Origin of the sequence: Bacillus sp. JJ1532, assembly GCF_036965085.1 — a bacterium.
Classification (GTDB): Bacteria; Bacillota; Bacilli; order Bacillales; family Cytobacillaceae; genus Cytobacillus.
The window spans coordinates 4,516-29,541 of the sequence record NZ_JBALOW010000008.1; the positions used below are offsets into that span (position 1 = coordinate 4,516).

23 protein-coding genes are annotated in these 25,026 nt (G+C 38.2%); 3 read left to right on the forward strand and 20 right to left on the reverse strand.

All coding sequences use genetic code 11. The features are described from left to right. Positions 1-185: 185 nt before the first annotated feature. The 8 genes from V7122_RS03695 to V7122_RS03730 form a co-directional block, all read right to left on the reverse strand. Positions 186-980 carry an ABC transporter ATP-binding protein gene (locus tag V7122_RS03695; RefSeq protein ID WP_335525840.1) on the reverse strand — a complete coding sequence of 265 codons (795 nt, stop codon included), beginning with the start codon at positions 978-980 and terminating at the stop codon, positions 186-188. Continuing rightward, the gene (locus V7122_RS03700; protein WP_335344465.1) at positions 955-1,965 is read right to left on the reverse strand and encodes an ABC transporter permease; all 1,011 of its coding nucleotides are present in this window, start codon (positions 1,963-1,965) and stop codon (positions 955-957) included. Before V7122_RS03700 ends, V7122_RS03695 begins: the two co-directional genes overlap by 26 nt. Positions 1,966-2,018: 53 nt before the next feature. Beyond that, positions 2,019-3,038 carry an ABC transporter substrate-binding protein gene (locus V7122_RS03705; protein WP_335525841.1) on the reverse strand — a complete coding sequence of 340 codons (1,020 nt, stop codon included), beginning with the start codon at positions 3,036-3,038 and terminating at the stop codon, positions 2,019-2,021. 190 nt (positions 3,039-3,228) lie between these two features. After that, entirely contained in the window at positions 3,229-4,005 is a 777-nt protein-coding gene (locus V7122_RS03710) for an enoyl-CoA hydratase-related protein (RefSeq protein ID WP_335483189.1), read from the reverse strand. Between the two features lie 211 nt (positions 4,006-4,216). After that, positions 4,217-5,104 carry an anti-sigma-V factor rsiV gene (locus V7122_RS03715; protein WP_335525842.1) on the reverse strand — a complete coding sequence of 296 codons (888 nt, stop codon included), beginning with the start codon at positions 5,102-5,104 and terminating at the stop codon, positions 4,217-4,219. Between the two features lies 1 nt (position 5,105). Continuing rightward, entirely contained in the window at positions 5,106-5,618 is a 513-nt protein-coding gene (locus V7122_RS03720; protein ID WP_335525843.1) for a sigma-70 family RNA polymerase sigma factor, read from the reverse strand. A gap of 188 nt (positions 5,619-5,806) precedes the next feature. Next, complete coding sequence (locus tag V7122_RS03725; RefSeq protein WP_335525844.1) at positions 5,807-6,793, reverse strand: lipoate--protein ligase; 987 nt, start codon at positions 6,791-6,793, stop codon at positions 5,807-5,809. Between the two features lie 13 nt (positions 6,794-6,806). Further along, a complete protein-coding gene (locus V7122_RS03730) occupies positions 6,807-7,541 on the reverse strand; it encodes an MBL fold metallo-hydrolase (protein ID WP_335525845.1) in 735 nt (244 codons plus the stop codon). Positions 7,542-7,756: 215 nt separating this feature from the next. On the opposite strand from V7122_RS03730, the gene yhfH reads away from it, so the two are divergent. Beyond that, the gene (gene yhfH, locus V7122_RS03735) at positions 7,757-7,894 is read left to right on the forward strand and encodes a protein YhfH (RefSeq protein ID WP_335344472.1); all 138 of its coding nucleotides are present in this window, start codon (positions 7,757-7,759) and stop codon (positions 7,892-7,894) included. A gap of 58 nt (positions 7,895-7,952) precedes the next feature. On the opposite strand, the gene V7122_RS03740 is transcribed toward yhfH, so the two are convergent. The 5 genes from V7122_RS03740 to hemE all read right to left on the reverse strand — a co-directional run bounded on the left by V7122_RS03740 (position 7,953) and on the right by hemE (position 14,332). Beyond that, complete coding sequence (locus V7122_RS03740) at positions 7,953-10,112, reverse strand: YhgE/Pip domain-containing protein (protein ID WP_335525846.1); 2,160 nt, start codon at positions 10,110-10,112, stop codon at positions 7,953-7,955. 67 nt (positions 10,113-10,179) lie between these two features. Then, positions 10,180-10,755: a TetR/AcrR family transcriptional regulator gene (locus V7122_RS03745; protein WP_335525847.1), complete on the reverse strand. Its 576-nt coding sequence runs from the start codon at positions 10,753-10,755 to the stop codon at positions 10,180-10,182. 104 nt (positions 10,756-10,859) lie between these two features. Further along, positions 10,860-12,293, reverse strand: coding sequence for a protoporphyrinogen oxidase (gene hemY, locus V7122_RS03750; protein WP_335525848.1), 1,434 nt, complete (start codon positions 12,291-12,293; stop codon positions 10,860-10,862). A 26-nt stretch (positions 12,294-12,319) separates the two neighbouring features. Then, positions 12,320-13,255 carry a ferrochelatase gene (hemH, locus tag V7122_RS03755; RefSeq protein WP_335344476.1) on the reverse strand — a complete coding sequence of 312 codons (936 nt, stop codon included), beginning with the start codon at positions 13,253-13,255 and terminating at the stop codon, positions 12,320-12,322. A 30-nt stretch (positions 13,256-13,285) separates the two neighbouring features. After that, a complete protein-coding gene (gene hemE / locus V7122_RS03760) occupies positions 13,286-14,332 on the reverse strand; it encodes a uroporphyrinogen decarboxylase (RefSeq protein WP_335344477.1) in 1,047 nt (348 codons plus the stop codon). Positions 14,333-14,562: 230 nt separating this feature from the next. On the opposite strand from hemE, the gene V7122_RS03765 reads away from it, so the two are divergent. Further along, entirely contained in the window at positions 14,563-15,066 is a 504-nt protein-coding gene (locus V7122_RS03765; RefSeq protein WP_335525849.1) for an antibiotic biosynthesis monooxygenase family protein, read from the forward strand. Between the two features lie 504 nt (positions 15,067-15,570). Here the strand turns inward: V7122_RS03765 and V7122_RS03770 are convergent. Continuing rightward, positions 15,571-16,206 carry a phosphatase PAP2 family protein gene (locus V7122_RS03770; RefSeq protein WP_335525850.1) on the reverse strand — a complete coding sequence of 212 codons (636 nt, stop codon included), beginning with the start codon at positions 16,204-16,206 and terminating at the stop codon, positions 15,571-15,573. Positions 16,207-16,325: 119 nt separating this feature from the next. Between V7122_RS03770 and V7122_RS03775 the strand changes: the two genes are divergently transcribed. Then, positions 16,326-17,537, forward strand: a complete 1,212-nt coding sequence (locus tag V7122_RS03775; RefSeq protein WP_335525851.1) for a M20 family metallopeptidase — start codon at positions 16,326-16,328, stop codon at positions 17,535-17,537. 73 nt (positions 17,538-17,610) lie between these two features. Here V7122_RS03775 and V7122_RS03780 read toward each other — a convergent pair whose 3' ends face one another. The 6 genes from V7122_RS03780 to V7122_RS03805 form a co-directional block, all read right to left on the reverse strand. Further along, positions 17,611-18,561 (reverse strand): 3-hydroxyacyl-CoA dehydrogenase family protein, encoded by a 951-nt coding sequence (locus tag V7122_RS03780; protein WP_335525852.1) that lies wholly within the window; start codon positions 18,559-18,561, stop codon positions 17,611-17,613. Positions 18,562-18,609: 48 nt separating this feature from the next. Further along, on the reverse strand, positions 18,610-20,073 hold the full coding sequence (locus V7122_RS03785; protein ID WP_335344482.1) for a purine-cytosine permease family protein: 1,464 nt from the start codon (positions 20,071-20,073) through the stop codon (positions 18,610-18,612). A 90-nt stretch (positions 20,074-20,163) separates the two neighbouring features. Further along, positions 20,164-21,420 (reverse strand): cytosine deaminase, encoded by a 1,257-nt coding sequence (codA, locus tag V7122_RS03790; protein ID WP_335353354.1) that lies wholly within the window; start codon positions 21,418-21,420, stop codon positions 20,164-20,166. Between the two features lie 33 nt (positions 21,421-21,453). After that, on the reverse strand, positions 21,454-22,713 hold the full coding sequence (locus tag V7122_RS03795; protein ID WP_335525853.1) for an amidohydrolase family protein: 1,260 nt from the start codon (positions 22,711-22,713) through the stop codon (positions 21,454-21,456). A gap of 66 nt (positions 22,714-22,779) precedes the next feature. Continuing rightward, complete coding sequence (locus V7122_RS03800) at positions 22,780-24,123, reverse strand: FAD-binding oxidoreductase (RefSeq protein ID WP_335525854.1); 1,344 nt, start codon at positions 24,121-24,123, stop codon at positions 22,780-22,782. Between the two features lie 70 nt (positions 24,124-24,193). Continuing rightward, positions 24,194-25,024, reverse strand: a complete 831-nt coding sequence (locus V7122_RS03805) for a creatininase family protein (RefSeq protein ID WP_335344486.1) — start codon at positions 25,022-25,024, stop codon at positions 24,194-24,196. Between the last annotated feature and the right edge of the window lie 2 nt (positions 25,025-25,026).

Sequence of the window (25,026 nt, forward strand, 5' to 3'; positions counted from 1 at the left end):
CGTGGCGTTCTTAGTCTGTGTTCCTACAATCGGGCCTTTACGGGCTGTTGCCCCCACTTAGAATTTCTTTGTTTTACGCAACTTCTTGAAGTGGGGGACTTACAGCCCGTTAATCTGCGATAACTAATTTTTAAAGGCATATCACTTGAGGTGATATGCCCTTTTCAATTTATCCAATTTATCTATTAGATTAGTACAGCGCGATCACTGCTCATTTTCTCCCCACGTATCCGCTGGAATTCTTCCAATAGCTTATCAACCGTTAATTTCTGCTTTTGCTCTTCGGTTGTTTCAAAAATAATTTGTCCTTTGTCCATCATAATAAGCCTATTTCCTAGATCTAAAGCCTGCTGCATATTATGAGTAACCATCAAAGTTGTCAGTTTATACTTTTCGACAATTTCCTTTGTCAGATTGGTGATGAGCTCTGCACGTGAAGGATCAAGGGCTGCAGTATGTTCATCAAGCAACAGGATTTTCGGTTCGGTGAAAGTCGCCATTAACAGTGACAATGCCTGCCTCTCCCCTCCTGACAATAGACCAACCTTTGACTGAAGACGATTCTCTAAACCAAGATGTAGTGTCTCAAGCTTTTCCTTAAAAAATTCCCGGCGTGCTTTTGTAACTCCTCTTTTCAAACCACGGGTGCCCGTTCTTGAATACGCAATGGCAAGATTTTCTTCAATCGTCATTGCTGGGGCAGTCCCCGCCATCGGATCTTGAAAAACACGGCCGATGAGCTTCGATCGTTTGAACTCCTTCACAGCTGTAACGTCTTTGCCATCGATGACTACCTGGCCCACATCTGGAATTAATTTACCCGAGATAAGATTCATTAATGTTGATTTTCCCGCCCCATTGCTGCCGATTACAGTCATAAAATCACCGGGTTTTAAATGCAGGTTCATATGCTGTAAAGCAATTTTCTCATCAGGTGTACCTTCATTAAAAACTTTATGAATTTGATTTAATTGCAGCAAGTTGCTCACCACTCTCATTCGCTTTTTGTAAAACTTGAGTCTTTTTCCGTTTTTTGCGCTGCTTTTCACGTTGCATATCGATGATCTTCGGCAGAATAAGAGCACAAATAACGATAAAGGCAGTTATCAGCTTCATATCACCTGTTTCGAGAAATTCAACCCTTAGTGCTAATGTGACGATGATTCTGTATAAAATAGCCCCTCCAATTACGGCAAGGGTTGCTCTTACAATCGTTTTTGCCCCAAAAATCGCTTCCCCGATAATAACAGATGCAAGCCCTATGACAATCATCCCGATTCCCATTCCAACATCACTAAACCCGTTGTACTGGGCAACAAGCGCACCGGATAAAGCGACAAGCGCATTAGAAATTCCAAGTCCAACAATTTTTAATAAATCTGTGTCCGCTGAAAAACTGCGGATCATTGTTTCATTATTTCCTGTTGCACGGATCGCTAAGCCAAAATCTGTTTTTAGGAATAAATCTATCAATACCTTTACAACAAAAGCCAATATGATCATAAGGAAGAGAATTCCCCATGTTTTTGGAACGAAGCCTGTGGCAGAAAAGATTGCCTGAATTCCATTATCCAGCCCAAGCCCTTGCCAGAATGCTGTTAATTTTGTGATCACTGTTTCTTCTGATAAAAGCGGGACATTTGACTTGCCCATTATTCTCAAGTTTATTGAGTACAATGCAATCATCATAAGAATCCCTGATAGCAGAGGATTAATTTTTCCCTTCGTATGAAGTAATCCAGTGATACAGCCGGCTGCAAATCCGCAAATTAGAGCTATAAGCGTTGCCAAGAATGGATTCGTCCCTCCAACTATAAGGACTGCAGCCACCGCGGCACCCGTCACGAAGCTCCCATCCACTGTTAGATCAGGAAAATCTAGTATTCTGAATGATAAATAGACTCCTAATGCCATTAATGCATAGATTGCACCTGCTTCTATTGAACCAAAGATGGCTGTCGACATATAAATCTTCCTTTCTTACTGCTGAAAAGCCTAGTATTTATTATTAACGTCTATTATTCGCCTTCGTAGAACTCACCAATTTTTTCCCACTCTTGCTTGATTTCAACACCTTGTTCTTCAGCTGCTTTTTTATTAATAACAAGCTTTAAGCTGCTTGGCAGTTCAACTGGAAGCTCAGATGCCTTTTTATTGCCTTTTAAAATTTCCACAGCCATTTTACCAGTTTGGTAGCCTAGGTCAAAATAATTAAAACCACTCGCTGCAACGGCACCGCGCTTCATGGAGTCAAGCTCGCCTACAAACAAAGGAACTTTCTTTTCGTTTGCTACAGAAATAACTGATTCTAAAGCAGAAACAACTGTATTATCAGTTGGAACATAAATTGCGTCTACTCGTCCAATTAATGATTCTGCAGCCTGCTTTACTTCAGCTGAAGTTGACACAGTCGCTTCCAGCACTTTAGCACCTTTCTGCTCTGCAAGTTCTCTTACTGCATCAGCTTGCACTTCAGAATTTTGCTCACCTGAATTAAAAATAACACCGATATTTTTAGCGCCAATTTCTTCAGTAATGAAGTTAATCGTTTTGGCTGTTCCATCTGGATGGTTGTCGGTAGTACCAGTAATATTGTCACCTGGTTTATCCAGCGCTTCGACTAAGCCAGCCCCAACTGGGTCCGTAACAGAAGTGAAAAGAATAGGAATATCCTTTGTAGCATTTAAAGCACTCACTGCACTTGGTGTTGCATTCGCAAAGATTAAATCGACTTTATCACCAACAAAGTTGTTAGCAATCGTCAATGTATTGTTCATATCTGCTTGGGCATTTTGAATAAGGAATTCCACATTGTCCCCGTCTTTGAACCCTTCATCCTCTAATGCTTTCTTAAATCCTTCTGTTGCAGCATCAAGGGAAGGGTGCTCTGCAAATTGGGAAATTCCAATCTTATATGTTTTCTCTGCTTCATTATTCGAGCCGTTACCTTCATCAGCTGTTTTATCGCTTCCACATCCGCTTAGCAATGCAACACCTACTAAACTAGCAGCGGCCATTAATTTCATTTTCTTGAACATTATTTGTTCCCCCTTTGAATACTTTTGCGCTTTTTCGCTTTTGTGCTTTTTCGCTTTTATTCACTAAATTATAATGCCAAAAAGAGTGATAATTCAAGTCTTTTTTACTATTTCAAAAAATTATTTAAATTTAGAATATAAGATTGTCAATATCTAGGAAAAGTAAAGACACAGCACTAGGGCTGTGTCCTTATCTGCCTTTGAAATTTGGCTTTCTTTTTTCTGCAAAAGCTGTAAGTGCTTCGACTCGATCCTCTGTTGGAATAATGACTTCGTATGCTTTCCTTTCAATTTGCAATCCGGTCTGTAAATCTCCATTCATCCCCTGTTTTATTGCAAATTTAGCCTGTTGAAGAGCAAGAGGACCATTGGCTAGCATTTGATTTGCTAATTCAAAACACGCATTTAGAAGATTATCTCTATCGACCACTCTATTCAATAAGCCATATTCTAATGCTTCCTCTGAGCTCAAACGTTTGGCCGTCAAAATTAATTCCATCGCTTTTGCCTGGCCAATTAGCCTTGGTAATCTTTGAGTACCACCAGCACCTGGAATAATCGCTAAACTAGTTTCAGTCAGTCCCATAGTTGTTCCTGAAACGGCAATCCTAAAATCACATGATAGCGCAAGTTCCATTCCCCCGCCAAAGGCAAATCCATTTATGGCTGCAATGGTTGGCTGGGGCAGCTGGTCAATTAGCGAAAAGACTTCACCGATTTTATAAATATTTCGGCGAACTTCCACATCAGACAATGTCTTTCGCTCTTTTAAATCAGCCCCTACGCTAAAAGCCTTCTCACCTGAACCAGTAAATATAACAACCCTGACATCTGAATTTATCCGTATGGACTCAACGGCCTCTTGCAGCTCCAATAACGTATCATAATTAAAAGCATTCAATGCCTCTGAACGATTTATCGTTACAACTGCAATATGCTCCTTCATCTCAACAATAATCGAATTCATATGACTCCCCCTCGTATAAAATGACTACCTATTCAATTCGATAAATTCCGTTAAAACCCTTTCGGTACATAAAAATAGACAGACAATTAATGTCTGCCTAATATGTTTAAATAAAAATTTTCCAAATACATTAAATTGAGGGGAAATTTTGTATTCGATTGAATTAAAAATATTTTTAATAGAAGAAAGAGAAAAGGTTTACTCTTCCAAATTATTTAATATACTCATTACTAACTAACAAATCAGTAATCTGTTCAGTAGGAATAACAAATTCCACAACTCCCATATATCCCGGAGCAACCTCATATTTGTCAAAGGAAATAACTAATTTCCCTTCATTATTAATATAGAAATTCTGATCCTTTTTAATGGATTCAAATAATTCAACAAGATCTTCATCTTTGAGTCCAGAATCAGAAACCCAGTATACTTTTTCTAAATTAGTATCCTTCATTTGTGCCCTCATCTGCTCTTTAATATTTTCACTAATTCTTTCTATATATCCATTATCTTTAAAAAGTATTGGCAAGCTTAACAGAATTTTATTTTTCTTATCGATTGTATCGTACTTCATCACAGTCGAAGATGAACCAACTGTATTGACTACATATCTTGCAATCGATAGAATCTGATCATTGTCCGTTTTTACTTCATAGCCGCTGTCGACCCCAAGATGGCCGCCGCCATTTTTCTCTAAATCTTCTACGTCAGCAGTGAATTGCTCATAAAGTTTCTTTCCTTCTTGTAAATATTTATCATTGAGGCTTTGAGCTAAATCCCCATTTTCCTCATCTGTTACTACTGGCACTTTTATGTCTGCCTGATATTGATCTCTATCAACTTTAAACTCTGTAAAGGTTAGAACTTTAATAATATTTCCAACTACGGGTAACTCTGATAAAGTGCTAGCCATAGCTGGACTTATATTTAATCCTCCTATAAAAAGTGTAGCTGCCGCCGCTGTTCCAACAATCCATTTTAAACCACTTTTAGTTTTTTTCTTCCCATTTTTTAATGCCCTTTCCACAACAAAATCTAGTTCATCAGGTATTGGTATATTTTTATATTCCTTTTCCAGCTGTTCTAATTTTTTGTCCATTCTATTTTGCCCCCTCGATGACATCGTCCTGCATTTCAATGCGTAATAATTTCAAAGCTTTATACAATCTTGTTTTTATCGTATTGATATTTTCATTTAGGACATCAGCAACTTCATCTATTTTTAAATCCTCGAAATATCGTAAAATAATAATACTTTTATACTCTAGTGGTAATTGATCTAATGCCCTTTCTAAATCAATATTTTCGTAATGGTCTTCTTTTCCCGGAGAAATGGACTCCATCGTTTCAGCATCCACAATACTAACTCGCTTATGCTTTCTAAGAAAATCTAAAGAAGTATTTACAACAATTCTGTAAAACCAGCTCTTCAGCATACTAAAATCTTGAAGCGAATTTATTGCCCTCATAGCTTTATGAATGGAATCCTGTACAATATCTAAAGCGTCCTCGGAATTTTTCACATAGCTGTAAGCAAGCCTGTATAAGTTTTCTTTATTCTCCCTTACAAATTCAGTAAATAAATCATCGTAATTAAATTTTGTTTTCCTCATTTCGCAAAAAGGCTCCTTTATTGCAAATAATTTGTATACACTAATAAGACGCTTTAGCTTGTGTAAAAAGTTTTTACATATTGATATTATCCCAGTAAGGTCATTTTTCTGTATCTGGACCTATTATTACCTTTATACACTTTTCCCAATAAAAAAGAGCGTTTCCCGTCAGAAACGCTCACACCAACCTAGTAAATTAAGTTTAGAAAATCCTCTTTCGTAATATTCCCGAAGTAATACTTCACATCAATATCCTCGATTGCCTTTTCAATGGCGGATCTTTCATAACGCAATCCGGTTAGCCTTTCTTCAAGTTCAGCTACATCGCCTACTCCGAAGAAGTCGCCAAATATTTTACAATGCTGAATTATTCCTCCCTCAACTTCTAGACGAATATCTATTTGTCCAACTGGGAACCGATGAGAGTGCTGCAAATTGAATTTAGGAGATTTGCCATAATTCCAATCCCAGTTTTGGTATCTTTCCTTAGACAGTTGGTGAATTTTTTCCCAATCTTCATCGGTAAGCTTGTACTCTTCGATTTTTTCCCCACCAAAAATATTTTGAAGCAGGAGCAATCGAAATTCCTCAATCGTCATTTTCTCTGATAAAAACTCGGAAATATTCGCTACACGGCTGCGAATGGATTTAATTCCTTTTGATTCAATTTTATCCTTTTTCACCTTTAATGCTGAGACAACGCTATCAATTTCGGAATCAAACAGAAGGGTGCCATGGCTGAACATTTTTCCTTTAGTTGAAAATTGAGCATTCCCGGAAATTTTTCTTCCTTCTGCTGTTAAATCATTACGTCCACTCAATTCAGCATTTACCCCTAATTTTTGAAGGGCATGAACAACAGGCTCAGTGAATTTACGGAAATTATGGAAGCTTTCCCCATCATCCTTTGTTATAAAGCTGAAGTTTAAATTCCCTAAGTCATGGTATACAGCGCCTCCACCTGATAAACGGCGGACAACATGAATACCATTGCCTTCTACGTATTCCGTATTAATTTCTTCTATAGTATTTTGGTTTTTTCCAATAATGATAGATGGCTCATTTATGTAAAATAGCAAATAGGTTTCATTAATATCTAAGTTTTTAAGTGCATATTCCTCAATGGCGAGATTAATTCTTGGATCTGTTATTCCTTTGTTATCGATAAATAACATTTGTTCCACTCCTTTATAAGGTTAACGACCATTGCAAAGAAGCTAGTGAAATTGGACCATTATATCGTGTCGCTGCTTCTTCCTTTAATTGTTCCAAGTTTCCGTAATGAGGCAAATGTGTAAGTAACAGTTGACGGGCATTGGCATCACTAGCTAATTTCCCTGCATCTAGGCTTGTCATATGTCCAGCGCTTTTTCCATTCTGATTTCCATAGAAATTGCATTCACACACGAGTAAATCAGCCCCATTTGTAAAGGGAACCAATTCTTCTTTAAATGATGTATCAGCTGTATAAACGATAGATTTCCCGCCAGCTTCAAATCTCATTGCAAAACAAGTAATAGGATGGTCTGTCAGTAAAAATTGTACCCTAAAAGGCCCAATTGTTAAAGCCTGATCAGGATTATAGGCTATCCCTTCAGTAATATTTTTATAGGTTAACTTTGAAAATTCAACTTCATCCTCCGAATGTCCGTAAATAGGAAGACACTCCATTTCCTTACCTAAGAAGCCTTGAATCAGTCTGGCATGCTGCAATACACCAATATCAGCTGTATGATCAGGATGATAGTGAGATAGAATGACTCCATTTAGTTCCTCAGGCTGTAAAACACGTTGTAGCTGTGATAGTACAGCACTTCCGCAATCAATCAGCAAATGGAATCCATCATACTCGAGTAAATACCCCGAACTCGCTTCTCCTGCCTTTGGATAACCGCCCCAATGTCCTATAACTGTAAAATTCACTTAAAAACCTCCTTACAAAACTTATCGATTGCTAATATTATACCCCAATGGGACTAAAATAAGGATTTTGAAATAACCATGCCACTTATATAGCCAAAGAACCAATTTTTCTTTTTTTGATTTTTGTATTGAAACAGTTATTGACATATCACCTCTGTTATAATACAATAAAATCAAATAATCTTACTAATCAAAAAACTTAGGAGGCTCTCAAAATGATTCAAAACATCATCGAATTTTTTAGAAATTTACCGGCAAAGCAATGTGTTGAGTGTGGGAAGTCTATTGATGAGCAGCATGAATGCTATGGGAATAAATGTGATCATTGCCTAGGTGTTAAAGATATTTTATAACAGATTCATATAGTCATAGAAAAACCAGCCGTCTTGAAATGAACGGCTGGTTTTTCTCTTATTCCGCAATAACTGCAAAACGCTTCTTATACATAGTTGTAAAATATCCAATGGTTCCAGCGATAAAGATCACTATAAAGATCCCCAATATCGCCACATTATGCCACATAAAGCTAAAGTCTCCACTTGAAATAACTGCTTTATACCCAAATACTGTATAAGTCATTGGCAGTATTGCATTGAATGGCTGTAATAGATTTGGAATTAACTCAAGCGGAAATGTTCCAGCACTCGTTGTTAATTGCAAAATTAAAATGATAATCGCCATAAATCGTCCTGGATCTCCAAATACGGTAACAAAGAATTGAACTAACGTAATAAACGTTAAGCTTGAAATAATCGAAAATAGGATAAATAATGGAACACTTTGAACCTCTATTTTTAAACCCGCAAGAATAATCACTGCAGCAAGTAAAGCCTGTAAAATACCAGCTCCCATTAAAATAAGAAACTTGCTTGTAAACCAGCTTATTCCGTTACGCGGTACTCCTGCAGGTTCACGCATTGGAAACACGATCGATAATAATAACGCTCCAACGAATAGACCTAATGATAAGAAATATGGGGTAAATCCTGTTCCATAGTTAGGAACTTTATTAATTTTTTCATTATCTACCTTCACTGGCCCAGCCATCATACTATACGTTTTATCGTTGGCATGTACCGATGATGCTTGATCTGCCCCAGCTGCGAGTTTATCCGCTAATTCCTTTGAACCGTCATATAAGGTGGTATTTCCGTTAGCAAGTTTTTCAGCACCGTCCTTCAGCTTCCCGGTTCCATCCTGAATTGCCTTTGAACCATCCTGTAATTGGCCAAGTCCACCTGCTAATACTGTAGAACCGTTTGCTAATTGATCAGCGCCTGCTTTCGCATCGGCAAATTTTTGTCCAAAGGTATCCATGCCTGCTTGGAAGTCATTTTGCCCTTCCGAAATTTTTTTGACCCCAACATTAAGCTGTTGACTTCCTTGTGCCAGCTGGCTAACTCCTTGCTGCACCTGTTTCTGTCCTTCATTTAAAGCACTAATTTTATTAGCAAGCTCTGAACCGCCATTTGCCATTTGTCCAGCAGCTCCTGCAAGTTCAGCTGTTCCACTTTTTAACTGATTTAAAGCACCTTCCAATTGCAATCTCTGTGGTGAATTTTCCGGTAGCTGTCCGATTAGCACCTGTAGATTCTTTTGTAATTCTGCCATACCGCCGCTTACCTTTTCTGCTTCGGATTGCCATTGCTGAAGGGAGGCTGATAATTTATTTGCCCCTGTACCAATCTGCTCAGTTCCCGAAACAATAGTCGGGAGCTTTTCATTCAGTTTATTTAATCCATCAGTTGCTTGAGAAATACCTGAGGCCATTTGTTCGTTGCCTGCCTTTAACTGATTAGACGCAGACTTTAGCTGGTTATGTCCTTCCTGTAATTGACCAAGTCCATCAGCAAGGGCTTTTGAGCCTGATACTAATTCTTTTGAGCCATTATTTATTATTCCAACACCATTATTAAATTCAATGGATTTTTCAGCTAATACGGAAAGATTAGCATAAATTTCGGAAGATCCATCCTTCAATTCAGCTGCGCCATTATTAATTTTTACAGCACCTTCGCTTGCCTTTTCCATTCCATTCGCAAGATCACTAACTTTATCAAACATCGTTTCCGCATATGTTTCAGTAATTTTCTCAGAAAGTGAGATTTTGATTTTTTCAACGGCTGTACCGCCGATTTGTGAAAATAGGAAATTATAACTTTCATTTGGTACATAATGCAGCCTTAACTTTTCCGGATTTTCATCAAGAAGAGTTGTAGCATTTTCCGAGAAATCCTTTGGAATTTCAATTAGCATATAATATTTTTGATTTTTCAGGTCCTTATATGCATCCTCTTTTTCTACAAAATGGTAGTCAAAATCCTTGCTTTCTTTTAATTTATCAATAAGCTCTTTCCCAAGCTGCAAGCCTTTTCCATCATAGTCTGCCCCTTTATCCTCATTAACAACTGCGACTGGTAAATCTGCAAGCTTAGCATATGGATCCAAAAACGTCCATAAAAACATTCCGCTATATAATACAGGAATAAAAAGCACGGCAATGATCGGAATTAGAACCTTTTTATTTCGCACAATGCTTGATAATTCCTTTTTAAATAAATTACCCTTCAATTTCGTTACCCCCCTTAAATAATTGACCATTTTGTTCAACTGGTCATTTTCCTACAAAAAATGAGGATTATCCATTTGATAATCCATCGAAAATATACTGTTCAAAAATTCTCGCTATTTCTTCTTTCTCTAATGGCTGATGACGCTTTTCCCAATCAAAAATCAAGGAAACATACAGCTTTAGCATTATAAAAGCAGTCAGTTCCGGATCACACGGTCGAACTTCTTCCTTTTCAATCGCATGTAAGATTTTCCCTTTCAAGTAAGTAATGATTTCCTCTTCTAATTTTGTCATTACCTCAATGACTGCTGGAGTGCCCATTTCCTTTCCCTCTTGAAAAAGCTTGATAGTGAGCTGATGCTTCAGCCGAAACTCTAAGAGTTTGTAGAGGCCGCGGTGAACATTTTCATGAAAAGAAAGCGATGGGTCAATTGCTTCATCGGCAGCATGCTTCATTTCATTTATAAGGGAATTAATGATTTCGTCAAAAAGCTCTTCCTTATTTTTAAAAAATGTATAGATGGTCCCTTTTCCAACATTAGCTATTTTTGCGACCTGATCCATCGTTGTTGCCTTATAGCCAAATAGGGAAAAGGATTTGGTAGCCGCTTCAATAATTAGCTGCTTGCGATCCATGGCCAAAACAACACCTCTTTTCGTAGTTAGTGACCAATTGAACATTTCGGTCATTTTGTGTACATTTTAAGATAACATGAAAAAAATCATAAATCAAGAAAAAAAAGCTGTCACAAGACAGCTTTTTTTTCATCCATATTTAAAAATGATAAGACCTTTTCAACAGCTGCTTCACCTTGGTCAATACAGTCAGGCATCCCTAATCCTTCAAACGAGCTTCCCGCTAGAAAAACACCTGGAAGCTCAGAAGCTAAATACGTTTTGACCTTTTCAATTCGTTCTTTATGTCCGACTGTATACTGCGGCATGGAATCAATCCATCTTGAAATGACAGCAAAATCAGGATCCATCGTAATATTCATTGTTTTGTTAAGCTCATTAAGCACTATCTTAATTAATTCATCATCCGAAAGCTCCACAACACCCTCATCACCAGGTCTGCCTACATAACAGCGAATAAGCACTTTTCCGGCAGGTGTAGTATGCGGCCATTTTTTGTGAGTCCATGTACACGCAGTAATGGTATAATCACTATTTCTAGAGACAACAAAACCTGTTCCTTCAATATCCTTATCGATTGCTGCTTCAGGAAAAGCAAGAGCAATTGTTGCGACAGAGGTGGATGACATTTCCATAAACGGGTCAAAGAATTGATAGTCGGAAAAAACAGAATGGGTTATATGATGTGGGACAGACATAATAATACTGTCAGCGTGCAGCTGATCTCCCCCATTTAACTCAATTTCATATCTATTTTCTTTTTTGCTTATCCGTTCAACTCTGAAGCCCTTCATGACAGAATGGGGCTCTAGCTTTGATTCTATAGCATCTACAAAAGACTGCAAGCCTGTATTGATTGTTAGAAAAATCCCCTTATCTGTCTTCTTTCCAGCATTCTTTGGCGATGCTGGAGTTGATTTCTTCATCCCTAATATTAAGCTTTTATATTTTTGTTCAACCTGGTAAAACTGCGGAAAGGTTGACATGAGACTAAGCCGGTCAATATCTCCAGCATAAATACCGGATAGCAAAGGCTCAATTAAGTTTTCAACCACTTCATCTCCAAGCCTTCTGCGAAAGAACTTGCCAAGTGATTGGTCATTAGCTGGGTCTGATTTTGGCAAAATAAAATCTGCAGCTGCTCTTGCCTTTCCCGCCAAAGAAAATAAACCAGTCGTAACAAAAGGGGCTATTTGTGTAGGTATTCCCATAACAGAACCCCCTGGCATAGGATGCAAGCGATTCTTAACGAGTACAAAAGACTTACCAGCCGTATTTCTAATTAATTTATCTTCCATTCCTACTTCCTTCGCAAGACGTGAAGCACTTTGCTTACGGGCAAGAAAGGAATCTGGACCTCTCTCTATGACAAATCCATCACGTACAACGGTTTGCATTTTTCCGCCAAGCCGATCGGTAGCTTCAATTAATTTTATCTCAAGCGGCAGTCCTTTAACCCTTACTTCCTTTTGTAAATAATAAGCAGCTGTTAAACCTGTAATTCCACCACCGATAATAACAACCCTTTTCTTTTGTTCCGACACGGTTCTTCGCCTTCTTTACTTTAGTCTCACTTGTTTGCTAATTTTCTAAGAATGACGGCTGCCAATGCCTCAATAAATTCTGGCTGATCATTCGGCATAGGCGGTCGATAATAGCTCGCACCAATTTCATCAGTAACCACTTTACATTCATAATCATTGTCATATAACACTTCAAGATGATCGGAGACAAATCCTACTGGTGTATAAACAAATGCCTTATACCCTTCTGTTTCATAAAGCTCTCTAGTCAAGTCTTGAACATCGGGACCAAGCCAAGGTTCTGGCGTATTTCCTGCACTTTGCCAGCCGACAGCATAATTTTTCACTCCAGCTCCTTTGGCAATCATATCCGCTGTTTCTTGAAGCTGTTTTGGATAAGGGTCTCCCAATTGCAGAATCTTCTCAGGTAAACTATGAGCTGAAACGATTAACACTGACTTTTCTCTTTCCTCTTGCGGCATCCCTTCAAAAGTAGACTTTACACGGTCAACCCAATATTGGATGAACTTTGGCTCATCATACCAGCTTTCCACTGAATGTATAACAGGACCTCCAAGCTTTTCCGCTTCTTCCTTCGCTCTGCCATTGTATGACTTCACACTAAACGTTGAAAAATGTGGAGCCAATACAATACTTACCGCTTCTTCAATACCGTCTTGATTCATTTGTTTAACTGCATCTTCAATAAATGGCTCGATATGCTTTAAGCCAAGATACATTTGAAACTCGTACTCTTCTTGATTTTCATTTAAATATGTTTCTAGGCTTTTTCCTTGATCCAAAGTAATTTTTGCTAATGGAGATATACCGCCAATTGCTTCATATCTGGCCCTCAAATCTTCAAGCATCTCTGGAGAAGGCTTTCTCCCTCTGCGAATATGAGTATAATAGCGTTCTATATCTTCTTCTTTATTTGGAGTGCCATATGCCATTACAAGCAGGCCCATTTTCTTCCTTGTCATCTAATCACCTCTAGTAGATCTGTTGCTACTCTAGTTGCCCAGCTTAGAAGCAGAATATTCATGTACAAATGCCGTTAATTTCTTTAATGTTTCTGGTTTGACTTCAGGGAATACGCCGTGTCCAAGGTTAAATATATAGCCTGGCTGTTCCATTCCTTGATCTAAAATTGCTTTCGCTCTTTCCTCGATTACTTCCCATGGGGCTAACAAAAGGGCAGGATCAAGGTTTCCTTGAACTGCTTTTGTAATTCCTCTTTCCCTTGCCTCTTTAATAGGAAGTCTCCAGTCAAGTCCTACTACATCTAATGGCAGGTCGTGCCATTCCATTGCAAGGTGGCTTGCTCCAACCCCAAACATAATAAGCGGAACATTTTCTTCTCTGAGGCTAGAGAAAATTTTATTCATCGTTGGCTTTATGAAAACACGGTAATCAGCCACATTTAAAGCCCCTACCCATGAATCAAAAATTTGAATCGCCTTCGCGCCTGCTCTAATTTGGGATTTAACATATGTAATTGTCATTTCGCTGAGTTTATCCATTAAGGCAAACCAAGCTTCAGGCTCTGCATACATGAAAGCCTTCGTTTTATTGTAATTTTTAGAAGGGCCGCCTTCAATCATGTAGCTTGCAAGAGTAAATGGTGCACCTGCAAAGCCAATAAGAGGCACTGTCAATTGCTCCTGTGTAAGAATTTTGATTGTTTCTAAAACATAAGGCACATCTTCTTCTGGATTAATTTCTCCTAGTTTTTCAACATCTGCTGTTGAACGGATTGGATTTGAAATCACTGGACCTATACCAGATTTAATTTCAACCTCCACTCCAAGTGCAGGAAGCGGTGACATAATATCCTTATAAAGAATGGCTGCATCATTGTTATATTGATCAACAGGCAATTTTGTCACATAAGCACATAGCTCAGGCTGATGTGTTATTTCAAATAGAGAATACTTTTCCTTTATTGCACGATATTCTGGCTGAGAACGGCCTGCTTGGCGCATATACCAAACTGGCACATGATCCGTTTTCTCACCTTTTGCTGCTCGTAAAAATGTATCATTAAACATTCTTTCCATTAAAATTAATCCCCTTTCAAAGACTGTCTGCTTTTCATTGTAATATATATATAGTAATAATTAAAATTCCTACAACTTTTTGTCCATCCTTACTGTATCCCTTTCCACTATAGTTGTATAGTTTATAAGAGGAAATGTCGAAAATTTGACGAATTTAAAGAAGGTTCAAGGCTAAAATAAACAGAAAAACCTAATTTTTTGACTTTTCTATTAGAGAGGTGACCTAAAAGATGAATATTTATATGACGAGCGGTACATTTGAATTCTTGAAAAAAATAAAGGGAAAATACGGTAAGGAAAAAATACTTCTTATACAGAATAACGAGGAGGCAGTTCTTGTTCATGAAACCTCAGGGAAAACCGTTTTCGGTGCCCCAAGATCTTATAAGGTTCTGAAATCAGAGGGTGTTTTAGAGAATTCAGGTTTTTTAGTTTTAAATCATATTCCTGTTATTGATGACGACAAACCAATGTTTGAATATCGGTATTCAGCTGACCATGTTCACCTGCTTAATAATCCCGGCTTTGTAGCCCTGCGAGTATTGCGGCCGAGCAAATCCAACACTTATATCATTCTAACCTTATGGAAAAGTGAAAGGTCCTATATGGATTGGGAAAATACCCCATCTTATCAATCTTTCTTCCAAGGAACAAAATCTCCCCCCGCCCAATCCCAAATATTTATGGGGGCACCCTATATTTCGAAGTATTATATTCCCTCTGAGGATGATTAGTATATAAACGGTTCTTTGTGGGGGTAGTTTCCTTTTAAGAGTGGTTCTTAACTACCTTCGAGGGAGTAGTTTCTTCTTGAAGGGATTTATGAGTGATTCTTAACTACCTCAGGGGATTATTTTCCTCTTGAAGGGAGTTTTTGAGCGGTCCTTAACTACCTTCGAGGGAGTAGCTCCTTATTGAAGAGATTTAAGAGAGGCTCTTAACTACCTTCGAGGGAGTAGGTTCCTCTTGAAGGGATTTAAGATTGGCTCTTAACTACCTTCGGGGGAGTAGTTTCTTCTTGAAGGGATTTAAGATTGGCTCTTAACTACCTTCGGGGGAGTTGTTTCTCTTTGAGGGGGTTTAAGATTGGCTCTTAACTACCTTCAGGGAAGTTGTTTCCTCTTGAAAGAGTTTATCCCTCGTTTATTAAGGCTACTTTGTTATTCATATAAAAACTAAACAGACTCTTCCAATTTAAATTAAATGGAAGAGTCTGTTTTAACTTATGTATTATTCGATTAACGCCATTTTCCCCTAAAGAACTCATATATAATAATCCCCATAAGGACCCAAGCTAAGCCTAGAGCATAGCCCGCAACTATATCTGATGGATAATGAACTTGTAAAACGATACGGCTAACTCCAAGCATAATAATGATCAAAAATGCGAGGAACATGACTAGCCATTTTCCTGCTCGTGACTGGATATTACAAACGATGAAGTAAGCAATCAATACATACAAAACAATCCCCATCATCGCATGTCCACTTGGAAAACTAAAGCTATTCACATGAACGATGTGCTTAATCTCCGGACGTGGGCGTGCAATAGTATCTTTTACGTAATCGTTCAGCAAAGCCCCTGTTGCAACCGTTAAGGTGAACACTGCCATACCGGCATAGTCCCTTTTTTTCATCCATAATAGAAATATAACGACAAGTGCTATTAGTCCAATTCCTTTGAAGGAACCAATCACATTAAGCGCTTTGAAAAACGGATAAGAGTTTTCCTTAAATAGACTTAATAAAAACGAACTGACATTTTGATCGAAATGTAATGGCTCTCCGCTTTTTACCGCTAAGGCAAAATAAATGAAAATACAAGCGGAAATTACAATCAATACATATGTAATGGGCGACTTTCTTAATTCCAAATCTTTCCCTCTTTCTGCTAACCTTTTTTCACACACGTACCTTATTTTAGCAAAAACAATCCCTCCTTTACAACATAAAATGCTATAATATTCAAAATACAAACAATAGGAGAGTGGCTATGCTTAATAAATTATTTGCCAAATTAGAAAATTATTATGAAGACATGGTTTCAATAAGACGCTATTTGCACCAACATCCTGAGCTTTCCTTTAAGGAAGTAAAAACCGCAAATTATATTAAGTCCTACTATGAAAAATTAGGAATTGAAGTAAGAAGCAATGTCGGAGGAAATGGGGTTGTTGCGAAGATTTATGGAAGCAAACCTGGAAAAACAGTTGCTTTAAGAGCCGATTTCGATGCACTTCCAATTCAAGATGAAAAAGATGTGCCATACAAATCTCTTGTACCAGGTGTTATGCATGCTTGTGGACACGATGGCCATACTGCTACATTGCTCGTTCTCGCTAAATCGCTACATGAAATGCGTGAAGAGCTTGAAGGTACATATGTGATGATTCATCAGCATGCTGAGGAATTTGCTCCAGGCGGGGCTATTTCTATGATTGAAGATGGGTGTTTAGAAGGTGTCGATGTCATATTTGGCACACATTTATGGGCTTCAGAGCCAACTGGCACTATTCAATATCGAGTTGGTCCAGTAATGGCTGCTGCAGATCGTTTTGAAATTACGATTCAGGGAAAAGGCGGTCATGGAGCACAGCCGCATAGAACGAAGGATGCAATTGTTACTGCTTCTCAGCTAGTCGTGAACTTGCAGCAAATTGTCAGCAGAAAAGTCAATCCAATTGATTCTGCTGTTGTAACGGTTGCCTACTTTATTGCAGAAAACGCCTTTAATGTAATTGCTGATAAAGTAAAACTTGGCGGAACCGTCCGTACTTTTAATGAAGAAGTCCGTACCAATATCGAAAAAGAAATTGAACGGATTGTAAAAGGAACATGCTACACAGCAGATAGCACATACGATTACTTGTATGCAAGAGGCTACCCGGCTGTTATTAACCATAAGGACGAAACTGAATTCCTAATCAATTGCGCACAAAATATTGATGAAGTAACCGAGGTTGTAGAAACGGAACCGCAAATGGGCGGAGAAGATTTTGCTTATTATCTCCAGCATGTAAAAGGAACATTCTTCTTTACCGGTGCGAAGCCAGAAAATACAGATGAAAATTACCCACATCACCATCCTAAATTTGATATTGACGAAAAGGCGATGATCATCGCGGCCAAAACACTTGGCTCTGCAGCACTACAATGCCATACATGGCAAAATAACGATAACGAAACAAAAGTTAGTACACATTAATATAGAAGAATCACCCTGCAGCTTTAGCATGGTGATTCTTTTTTCTCTTAACGGTTTCGAAACAGTTCTAATGTTATTTTTCAACAGGTTGTTTATTGTTTCTTATTTTAAGCATCCGTAAAAAATTTTCATCCCTACCGGTTAAAACAGCATTGATTGATGTGTCCTTATATAGATAGATCCCCTCCCCAGTTTTAGCTCCAAGCTTATTTTGAGCAACAAGTTTAGTAATAAATTCTGGTGCACCTTGAAGATTATTTAGATTAGGGAATAAATTATCAAAAATTCGTTTCCACGTATCTAGTCCACCATAATCTACTGTTTCTATTGGCCCAATAAATGCCCATCTAAACCCAGGTCCATCCTTAATAATTTTATCCATATCCTCCACATCGACAATGCCATCATCAATTAAAGCCAATGCTTCCCTTAATAAGGCTGCTTGTATCCTATTTGCGACAAATCCTTGTATCTCCTTCTTTAATAAAATAGGAGTTTTTCCGATACTTTTTAGCAACGCCATCGTTGTATCGATAACATATTTGGAAGTACTCTCATGTTTAATCACTTCCACTAAAGGTACTAACGGTGCAGGATTTAAAAAATGGGCAATAATAAACCGCTCAGGGTAGATGCTATGTTGAATTAATGCTGTGAGAGGAATAGTGGATGTATTGGATGCGATAATTACATCCTGTGCACAAATTGCCTCTAATGATTTATACAGATCCCATTTTAACTGTAAATCCTCGGGAATAGCTTCAATGACGAATGTTGAATCAACTAAACTCTCTTCCAAATTTGTTGTCAAATGAATATGCTTTAGTGTTTGGTCTTTATCTGATGAAGATATGAGTTCGTTTTTTACATACAAATCTAAATTATTGTTAATAGACGCAAGTGCATTTATTAATGTCTCCTTTTTTAAATCATATAAATGCACCGGAATCCCTGCAAGTGCGAACACTTGAGCAATGCCATGTCCCATTACACCTGCACCAATAACAGTTGCTTTTTCAATCATCATTAGTCATCCTTTTGAAATTGATTTGTATTTATAAAGGTAGGGATATTACATTTTATATTTTTCAACTAGTCCATCCTCAACTACAATAGAACTTGGCATATCGATGTCAACAGCTTCCGCTCCAGCATTTAAAACTGCCGATGATTTACGCATAATTACTACAGTTAGCCAATATAAGAAACCAACAATCGCTGCGGTCCAAATGATATTAATCCATCCAACTGGGATATTTCTATTGATGAAAAATCCAACAATTGTCCAAAACATCGCTACCCAGTTGAAGCCACTCCAATACCAATAACGGCTTCCTCGAATAAATAATGATGGGATATCAAGCTTGCTCCGGGCCAACAGAACATAATGAGCAAGGAATACTCCACCCATTGGAGCAAAGATGTTTCCTAAGATTCCCATATAACCGATATATCCATTAACAAGCTGCGGCATCAATGAAAAAATAACCCCGATGACACTAACAATAATCGTGCCCCAGAATCGACCAAGCCGAGTAAAAATATTACTCAACGACAATCCGCCGGTATATAGGTTTTGAACATTAATCGTCCAATTATCCAACACGATATAAACAGATATAAGAAGTAAAAACCACATTGCACCATTTGAAGCCCCAACGATCACATCAAATGGATTATCATTTTTACCTAATGCTGCCGCAACAGCATATCCACCAACAAATGAACAAATAAGCTGACCAAGAACTGCTGCCACAAATGTGCCAATCCACATGTCTACTCTTGTTTTGGAATAGCGACAAAAATCAGCAGCATCAGTGAAGTTTGAGAACCATGCAGCCGCCATGCTCGTTGCCCAAAGTAAAATTAAAGCCCATTTCATCCCCTCACCGCCAGCAAAACTGAAAACTGCAGATGGGTGATAAGATGGTGTCGGATAGTTCATCAAGACGTAAATAATTGTAATGGAAAATAGTAATTTCAAAACAAGGGAGTAACGGGATAAAATCTTTAATGAGTTGTACCCAAAGGTTGCGATCAATACCTGTAATAATGCAAAGATTAAACTGACTAGTGCTAAACTAACAGGCCTATCCAATATAACTTCAAGCACAGCTGTTAATCCAAGGGCACCAGAAATGGTTTGAAAGGCAAACCAGTAGACACTGGATATGGCACGCAAACCGGAAGCAAGCCAAGAGCCTCGAATCCCAAATACACTACGCATACTGACAAGTCCAGGAACTCCGTAATCGACTCCAACAGTTGCTGCAACAAGGTAAACAGAAAAACCAATCGCGATACTAAGAAATCCAGCAAACACCGCTTGCCAAAACGACAGACCTGCAGCGATTAAGGCACCGCTAATTAAAATGGTACCTGGATTCACCACAAAGTTTAAAACCATGGCAGAAATATCCCACCAGCGAACTGTTCGCAGTTCTTCAGGAACTGCCTCAATCCCGAACTGTTCAACACCTTTTGGCTGCCGGTACTTCTTGGCTAAAGACTCTTCAATTTTAGAATGCTGATCCATAAAGCTCACCCCCGTAAATTTGAAAAAAAGATTGAAAATATTCAGTTATTTAATAGCAAAATAATTTTCACACTCTATAAATGCTGAACTTTATTTTTTCAAAATCCCATCTACATTAAGTTGAGGTTGATGATATTTATTTTCTGAAATGATTCTTCCATGACTTATAACATAACTGCACATAGGCTGATGACGAATTAAATCGAATGAGTCCTCGGCAGGTAAGGTCACAAAGCTCGCTGGCTTGCCAACTTCTATTCCATATTGAGACTCAATCTGTAATGTCTTTGCACCTCTTATTGTTACCATGTTGATCATTTCTTCGACTTCCTGTCTTCCTGTCATTTGTGCTAAATGGATAGCCAAATGCGCTGCCTGCAACATACTGCCAGTTCCAAAAGGATAGAATGGCGTCATAATATCGTCATGTCCAATACTGACATTTATGCCAGCATGCCATAATTCCTTTATCCGTGTAATTCCTCTCCCTTTTGGCCATGAGTCATATCGTCCTTGCATGACGGAGCTAACGAGTGGGCAAGATACAATATTCATTTCGGATTCCTTCAGCAGGCTAATCAGTCTTGCCACATAGGGTTCTGGATAATAAGCCATGGCGTTTGTATGGCTTGCCGTCACCTTTTGCTTCAGCCCCGATTTCAATGCCAGCATGGCAACGACTTCCAAAAACCTTGAATGCCCATCGTCTGTTTCATCGCAGAACACATTCACCATTCGGTTATACTTTTCGGCAAGCGAAAAACAAATTTCCAGTGATTCAATTCCAGTTTCCCTTGTATATTCATTATGGGGAATAGCTCCAACCGCATCTGCCCCTAAAACTAGAGCTTCCTCAAGTCTTTTTTGATTATCTTGATTTGATAGAATTCCATCTTGAGGAAAAGCAACAATTTGCAAATTAAGATAGGGTGAAACTTGTTCTTTAATTTCTAGGAGAGTACGTAAAGCTGTAAGATTCGGGTCAGAAATATCAACATGTGATCGGACATGTAATATTCCGTATGAAAGCTGGTTACGTAATACCTCTATCGCTCTCGTTTTCACATCATCAATTGTTAAGCTTTTTTTACGTTCCCCCCATATTTTAATCCCTTCAATTAATGTACCACTTTCATTCCACCTCGGAGTTCCAGCGGTTAATACTGTATCTAAATGAATGTGGGATTCTACAAATGGAGCTAATACAAGATCCCCAATTGCATCAATTTCCTTTTTCCCTTTTTCTAAAATATTTCCAATTTCTTTTATCTTTCCATCTTCAATGCCAATATCTTTTAGGCTATTATCTGAAGGGAATTTAAGATTTCTAACAATTAGATCATACATGGCGCCACACCCTTCTTTTTTTAAAAAGGCAAATTACGACAATACAGGCTTTAGTTTATTCGACCATGTAATGGATTCCGAAATACGACAAATAGGCTGCCCTCTCCTCCAAGTTTCACGCGATGTTGGAAGTTCTGATAAAATCATTTTCTTATCCGTAATGTCTAGAATAATAAAATCTGCCCAGTTCCCAGCTCCAATTCCATATCCTTGAAGCTTCATAAGCTCGGCCGGAACAGAAGTAATCATTTCAATCAGCTTTTCCATTTCTTCTTCCGTTGTTAAATGAGCTCCGTAGCTTGCTAAAAGGGCTATTTGCAGCAAATCTGCTTTCCCGTATGGATGAAACGGGTCTTGAATATTATCAGATGCTGCTGCCACAGAGATATTCAATTCCAGCATTTGCTTAACTCGTGTTAATCCACGGCGAATAAGGCCTTTATCTTCTCTTCCCATCAGAAACAGATTAGACGATGGGAGAGTTACAATACCTATCTGAGCCTTTTGAACAAGTGACATTAGTTCATGTGCTTCTAGTTCACTCATGGCCGATAAGGATGTACAATGCCCCGCAACGACTCTTCCCTGATAGCCTGTTTGAATGGTCCACTGACAAACATCCTCTAATGATTTAACGGTCGGATCATCCGACTCATCAATGTGTAGATCGATGTTAACGTCTAATGAAACAGCTAATTCAAAAATTTTTGCTAAGTTGAGCTGTGGATTTTCAGCCAAATGCGGTGCTCCACCCAACAGATTTATCCCATTATTGACAGCCCAGCGAATATCCTTTTCCACCTCTTTCGTGATATCAAAAGGACACATTAAAACAGCTTCTAGCGTAATGTAATCAGAAAAATAAGATTGGACCTTTTGAAAAGCTTCAACAACCTGATGTAAATACGAGGATGTACTATAGTTGAGATGGGTACGAATAGCTGTCGTCCCATGCTGTATAGCTTTTAATATTGTTGCGGTCATTCGTTCTGTTATGGAGTTGACATCCATTTGATTTTGGGCATCTTCAAACCGCCAAATGGCTTCTGACAGTGTGCCAGAGTGGTTTGGTATTGCAGGCCAAGTGAGTGCCTTATCTAAATGCATATGCACATCCACAAAACCTGGCAGCACTACCCTTCCTTCTACATCTACTATAAGAAGTTGAGGGCTTTTAGTAAGATGCTCATCTGCATCTGTTACGGAAGTAAATCTCCCATTTTCAATCGTTAAATCTTTAAGACCTGATGACCCTGGAATTCGTGCATTGTGTATGACTGTTCTTGCTTTCATATTATCCTCCAAAAAATTATAAATAAGGACAATCCCTTTTTATCATGCATCAAAACATTCTAGAAACTAACCTTTTACTAAATCATTCACAACACCAATTTTTCCGGGGTTCAATAATCCGTGCGGATCATTTTCGTGTTTCTTCTGCACAACTGAATCAATGTATGCCTCCCACCCGCCTTTTTCAAGTAAGTTTGTATGTGGATCATAAATCTTAACACCGATTGACTCACAGAATGAGATCATTTCATATAAATGTTCCTTCGTCTTGTATCGAACAAGAGGAATTTGTTGAGGGATAAGCTCTCCTTTACTTCTCATCCAATCAAAATGGTTAAAAAATTCGTCCTTATACTTCTCTTTAATTAATTTTATTTGCTCAAGATACGAGTCTAGAGAAAAACTCCCTTGTAAATAGGTCATTTTTTCATTTGCATTTAGAGCCCACAAGGTTGTATGATTCCATGTGAAATCTGATAATCTGATTCCCTTTTGGTATTTAGAAGATGGGATTTCATAAGAAACTGTACCGTTATGTTCAGATACTAATGACTTCACAAGCTCAAACGACTTCTCTTCAACCTCTAATATGACGATATGTTTATCCGGTTCTATTACCTTTTGAAGAGGCTGGAAATAGGATGGGATTGGCCATTCACATGTTGAAATGGAACGTTTCTTAATTTGAGAATCCTTTGCAATCTTTTCCGAAAAAATTAAAGAGTTTTCTAGATCAGAAAAAGAGGCAATACACTGCGTCCATTCAACTCGCTTTGTCGTTCTAAACACAATTTCGGTTATGACTCCAGTTGTACCGTAGCTATGAATATAATTCATCATACCCTCGCCTTTAACGGTAAAAACACGAGGAGTCTCCTCCATAGTTAGGACTCTTAACTCTAATACATTTCCATCCCATAAATTCCCCCACGTAATGGAACCGATTCCTCCAGATCCGCCACTTACAAAGCCACCTGCCGTAGCCTTTATGTACGTAGTTGGATAAATACAAAATTCCTGATTTACTTCTCGTAACTCTTTTTCTACTAATCCTAATTTAATTCCTGGCTCAACCCGTACGGAGCCTTCTTCGATCTGAATAATCTTATTCATTCTTGTCGTATCAATAAGGATGCCGCCATTCATTGGAATAATTTGACCGTAATTTCCCGTTCCTGCTCCTCGAATGGTTACAGGAATTTTATTTTGTACAGCAAGAGTTAAAACACATTTAATCTCTTCTTCATTGCCTGGTTTTACGATGTAGTCTGCGATTTTATCATCCAACATATCGGTTAGAACTGGGGAATACCAATAAAAATCCTTCGATAATTGTTTACGTGATGGCAAATCTACAATCACATTTTCTTCCCCAAGAAGAGAACTTAACTTTTTATGAATACCATTCACTTTTATTCATCCTTTCGGTTAATGAGAGTTACAAGTCTAATAATGTTTTTCATGGGCTAGAAAAATAGAATTATCTCTTTATTTCAATAGATTCTTTATCCATTAAGCTATCAATCTCAAAATTCATCATTTCTAAAAGCATTTCCGCCAAATGTTTTCCGTGTTGTTCATAAATCCTTCTACCCTTTTCCGCTGAGGACGTTTTTGCATTTCCTAAAATGCCTGAAGAAGATACATCGTCAATCGTCCACGCAAAATTGGATTTTTGGAAGCGGAGGAAATTTGACTTTTTCAATAATTCTGGATATTCAACAGGCAGCTTATCCTCTCTAACCCATTCTGGATAGGACGCCATTATCAAGGAAGTTTCATAATCCCCTCCATGAATACCTAATAATCTTTCTGTCTCGCTTAGGAAATTTTCTTCAAGTGTCAATCCTCCAACATTGATTCGAAAAACCATTATGTTCGTTTCTAGCCGCACCTCTCTTGCTAAAAGATTTAATAGGTCACTATTTCCTCCATGGGCATTAAACAATAATAAACGCCTAAAACCACTTTGTTTTAAACTTCTGCCTATATCCATAATCACCGACTGCAGAGTAGTCGAAGATAGAGAAAAGGTTCCTGCCCGACCAAGGTGCTCATTGCTTTTCCCGTAAGGAAGAGGAGGTAAAACCCAAATATTAGAATCAGAAGGAACATACTTAAATGATTCTTCTAATACTGTTTCCGCAAGTAAAGTATCAGTGAATACTGGAAGATGAGGACCGTGCTGTTCAACTGCCCCAATAGGCAGGATGACCAATGAATCTTTTTTAGGCAAGTTTTCAATTTGTGTAGATGAAAGTCTGGGCAAAAATCGATCATCCCAGACTTTTCCGGAATACCTTCTAGTCAACT

Coding starts and splice junctions, on each gene's coding strand:
- V7122_RS03700 (WP_335344465.1), bottom strand. CDS start 1,965: ATGTCGACAGCCATCTTTGGTTCAATAGAAGCAGGTGCAATCTATGCA.
- V7122_RS03705 (WP_335525841.1), bottom strand. CDS start 3,038: ATGTTCAAGAAAATGAAATTAATGGCCGCTGCTAGTTTAGTAGGTGTT.
- V7122_RS03710 (WP_335483189.1), bottom strand. CDS start 4,005: ATGAATTCGATTATTGTTGAGATGAAGGAGCATATTGCAGTTGTAACG.
- V7122_RS03715 (WP_335525842.1), bottom strand. CDS start 5,104: ATGGACAAAAAATTAGAACAGCTGGAAAAGGAATATAAAAATATACCA.
- V7122_RS03720 (WP_335525843.1), bottom strand. CDS start 5,618: ATGAGGAAAACAAAATTTAATTACGATGATTTATTTACTGAATTTGTA.
- V7122_RS03725 (WP_335525844.1), bottom strand. CDS start 6,793: ATGTTATTTATCGATAACAAAGGAATAACAGATCCAAGAATTAATCTC.
- yhfH (WP_335344472.1), top strand. CDS start 7,757: ATGATTCAAAACATCATCGAATTTTTTAGAAATTTACCGGCAAAGCAA.
- hemH (WP_335344476.1), bottom strand. CDS start 13,255: ATGACAAGGAAGAAAATGGGCCTGCTTGTAATGGCATATGGCACTCCA.
- hemE (WP_335344477.1), bottom strand. CDS start 14,332: ATGGAAAGAATGTTTAATGATACATTTTTACGAGCAGCAAAAGGTGAG.
- V7122_RS03765 (WP_335525849.1), top strand. CDS start 14,563: ATGAATATTTATATGACGAGCGGTACATTTGAATTCTTGAAAAAAATA.
- V7122_RS03775 (WP_335525851.1), top strand. CDS start 16,326: ATGCTTAATAAATTATTTGCCAAATTAGAAAATTATTATGAAGACATG.
- V7122_RS03780 (WP_335525852.1), bottom strand. CDS start 18,561: ATGATTGAAAAAGCAACTGTTATTGGTGCAGGTGTAATGGGACATGGC.
- V7122_RS03785 (WP_335344482.1), bottom strand. CDS start 20,073: ATGGATCAGCATTCTAAAATTGAAGAGTCTTTAGCCAAGAAGTACCGG.
- codA (WP_335353354.1), bottom strand. CDS start 21,420: ATGTATGATCTAATTGTTAGAAATCTTAAATTCCCTTCAGATAATAGC.
- V7122_RS03795 (WP_335525853.1), bottom strand. CDS start 22,713: ATGAAAGCAAGAACAGTCATACACAATGCACGAATTCCAGGGTCATCA.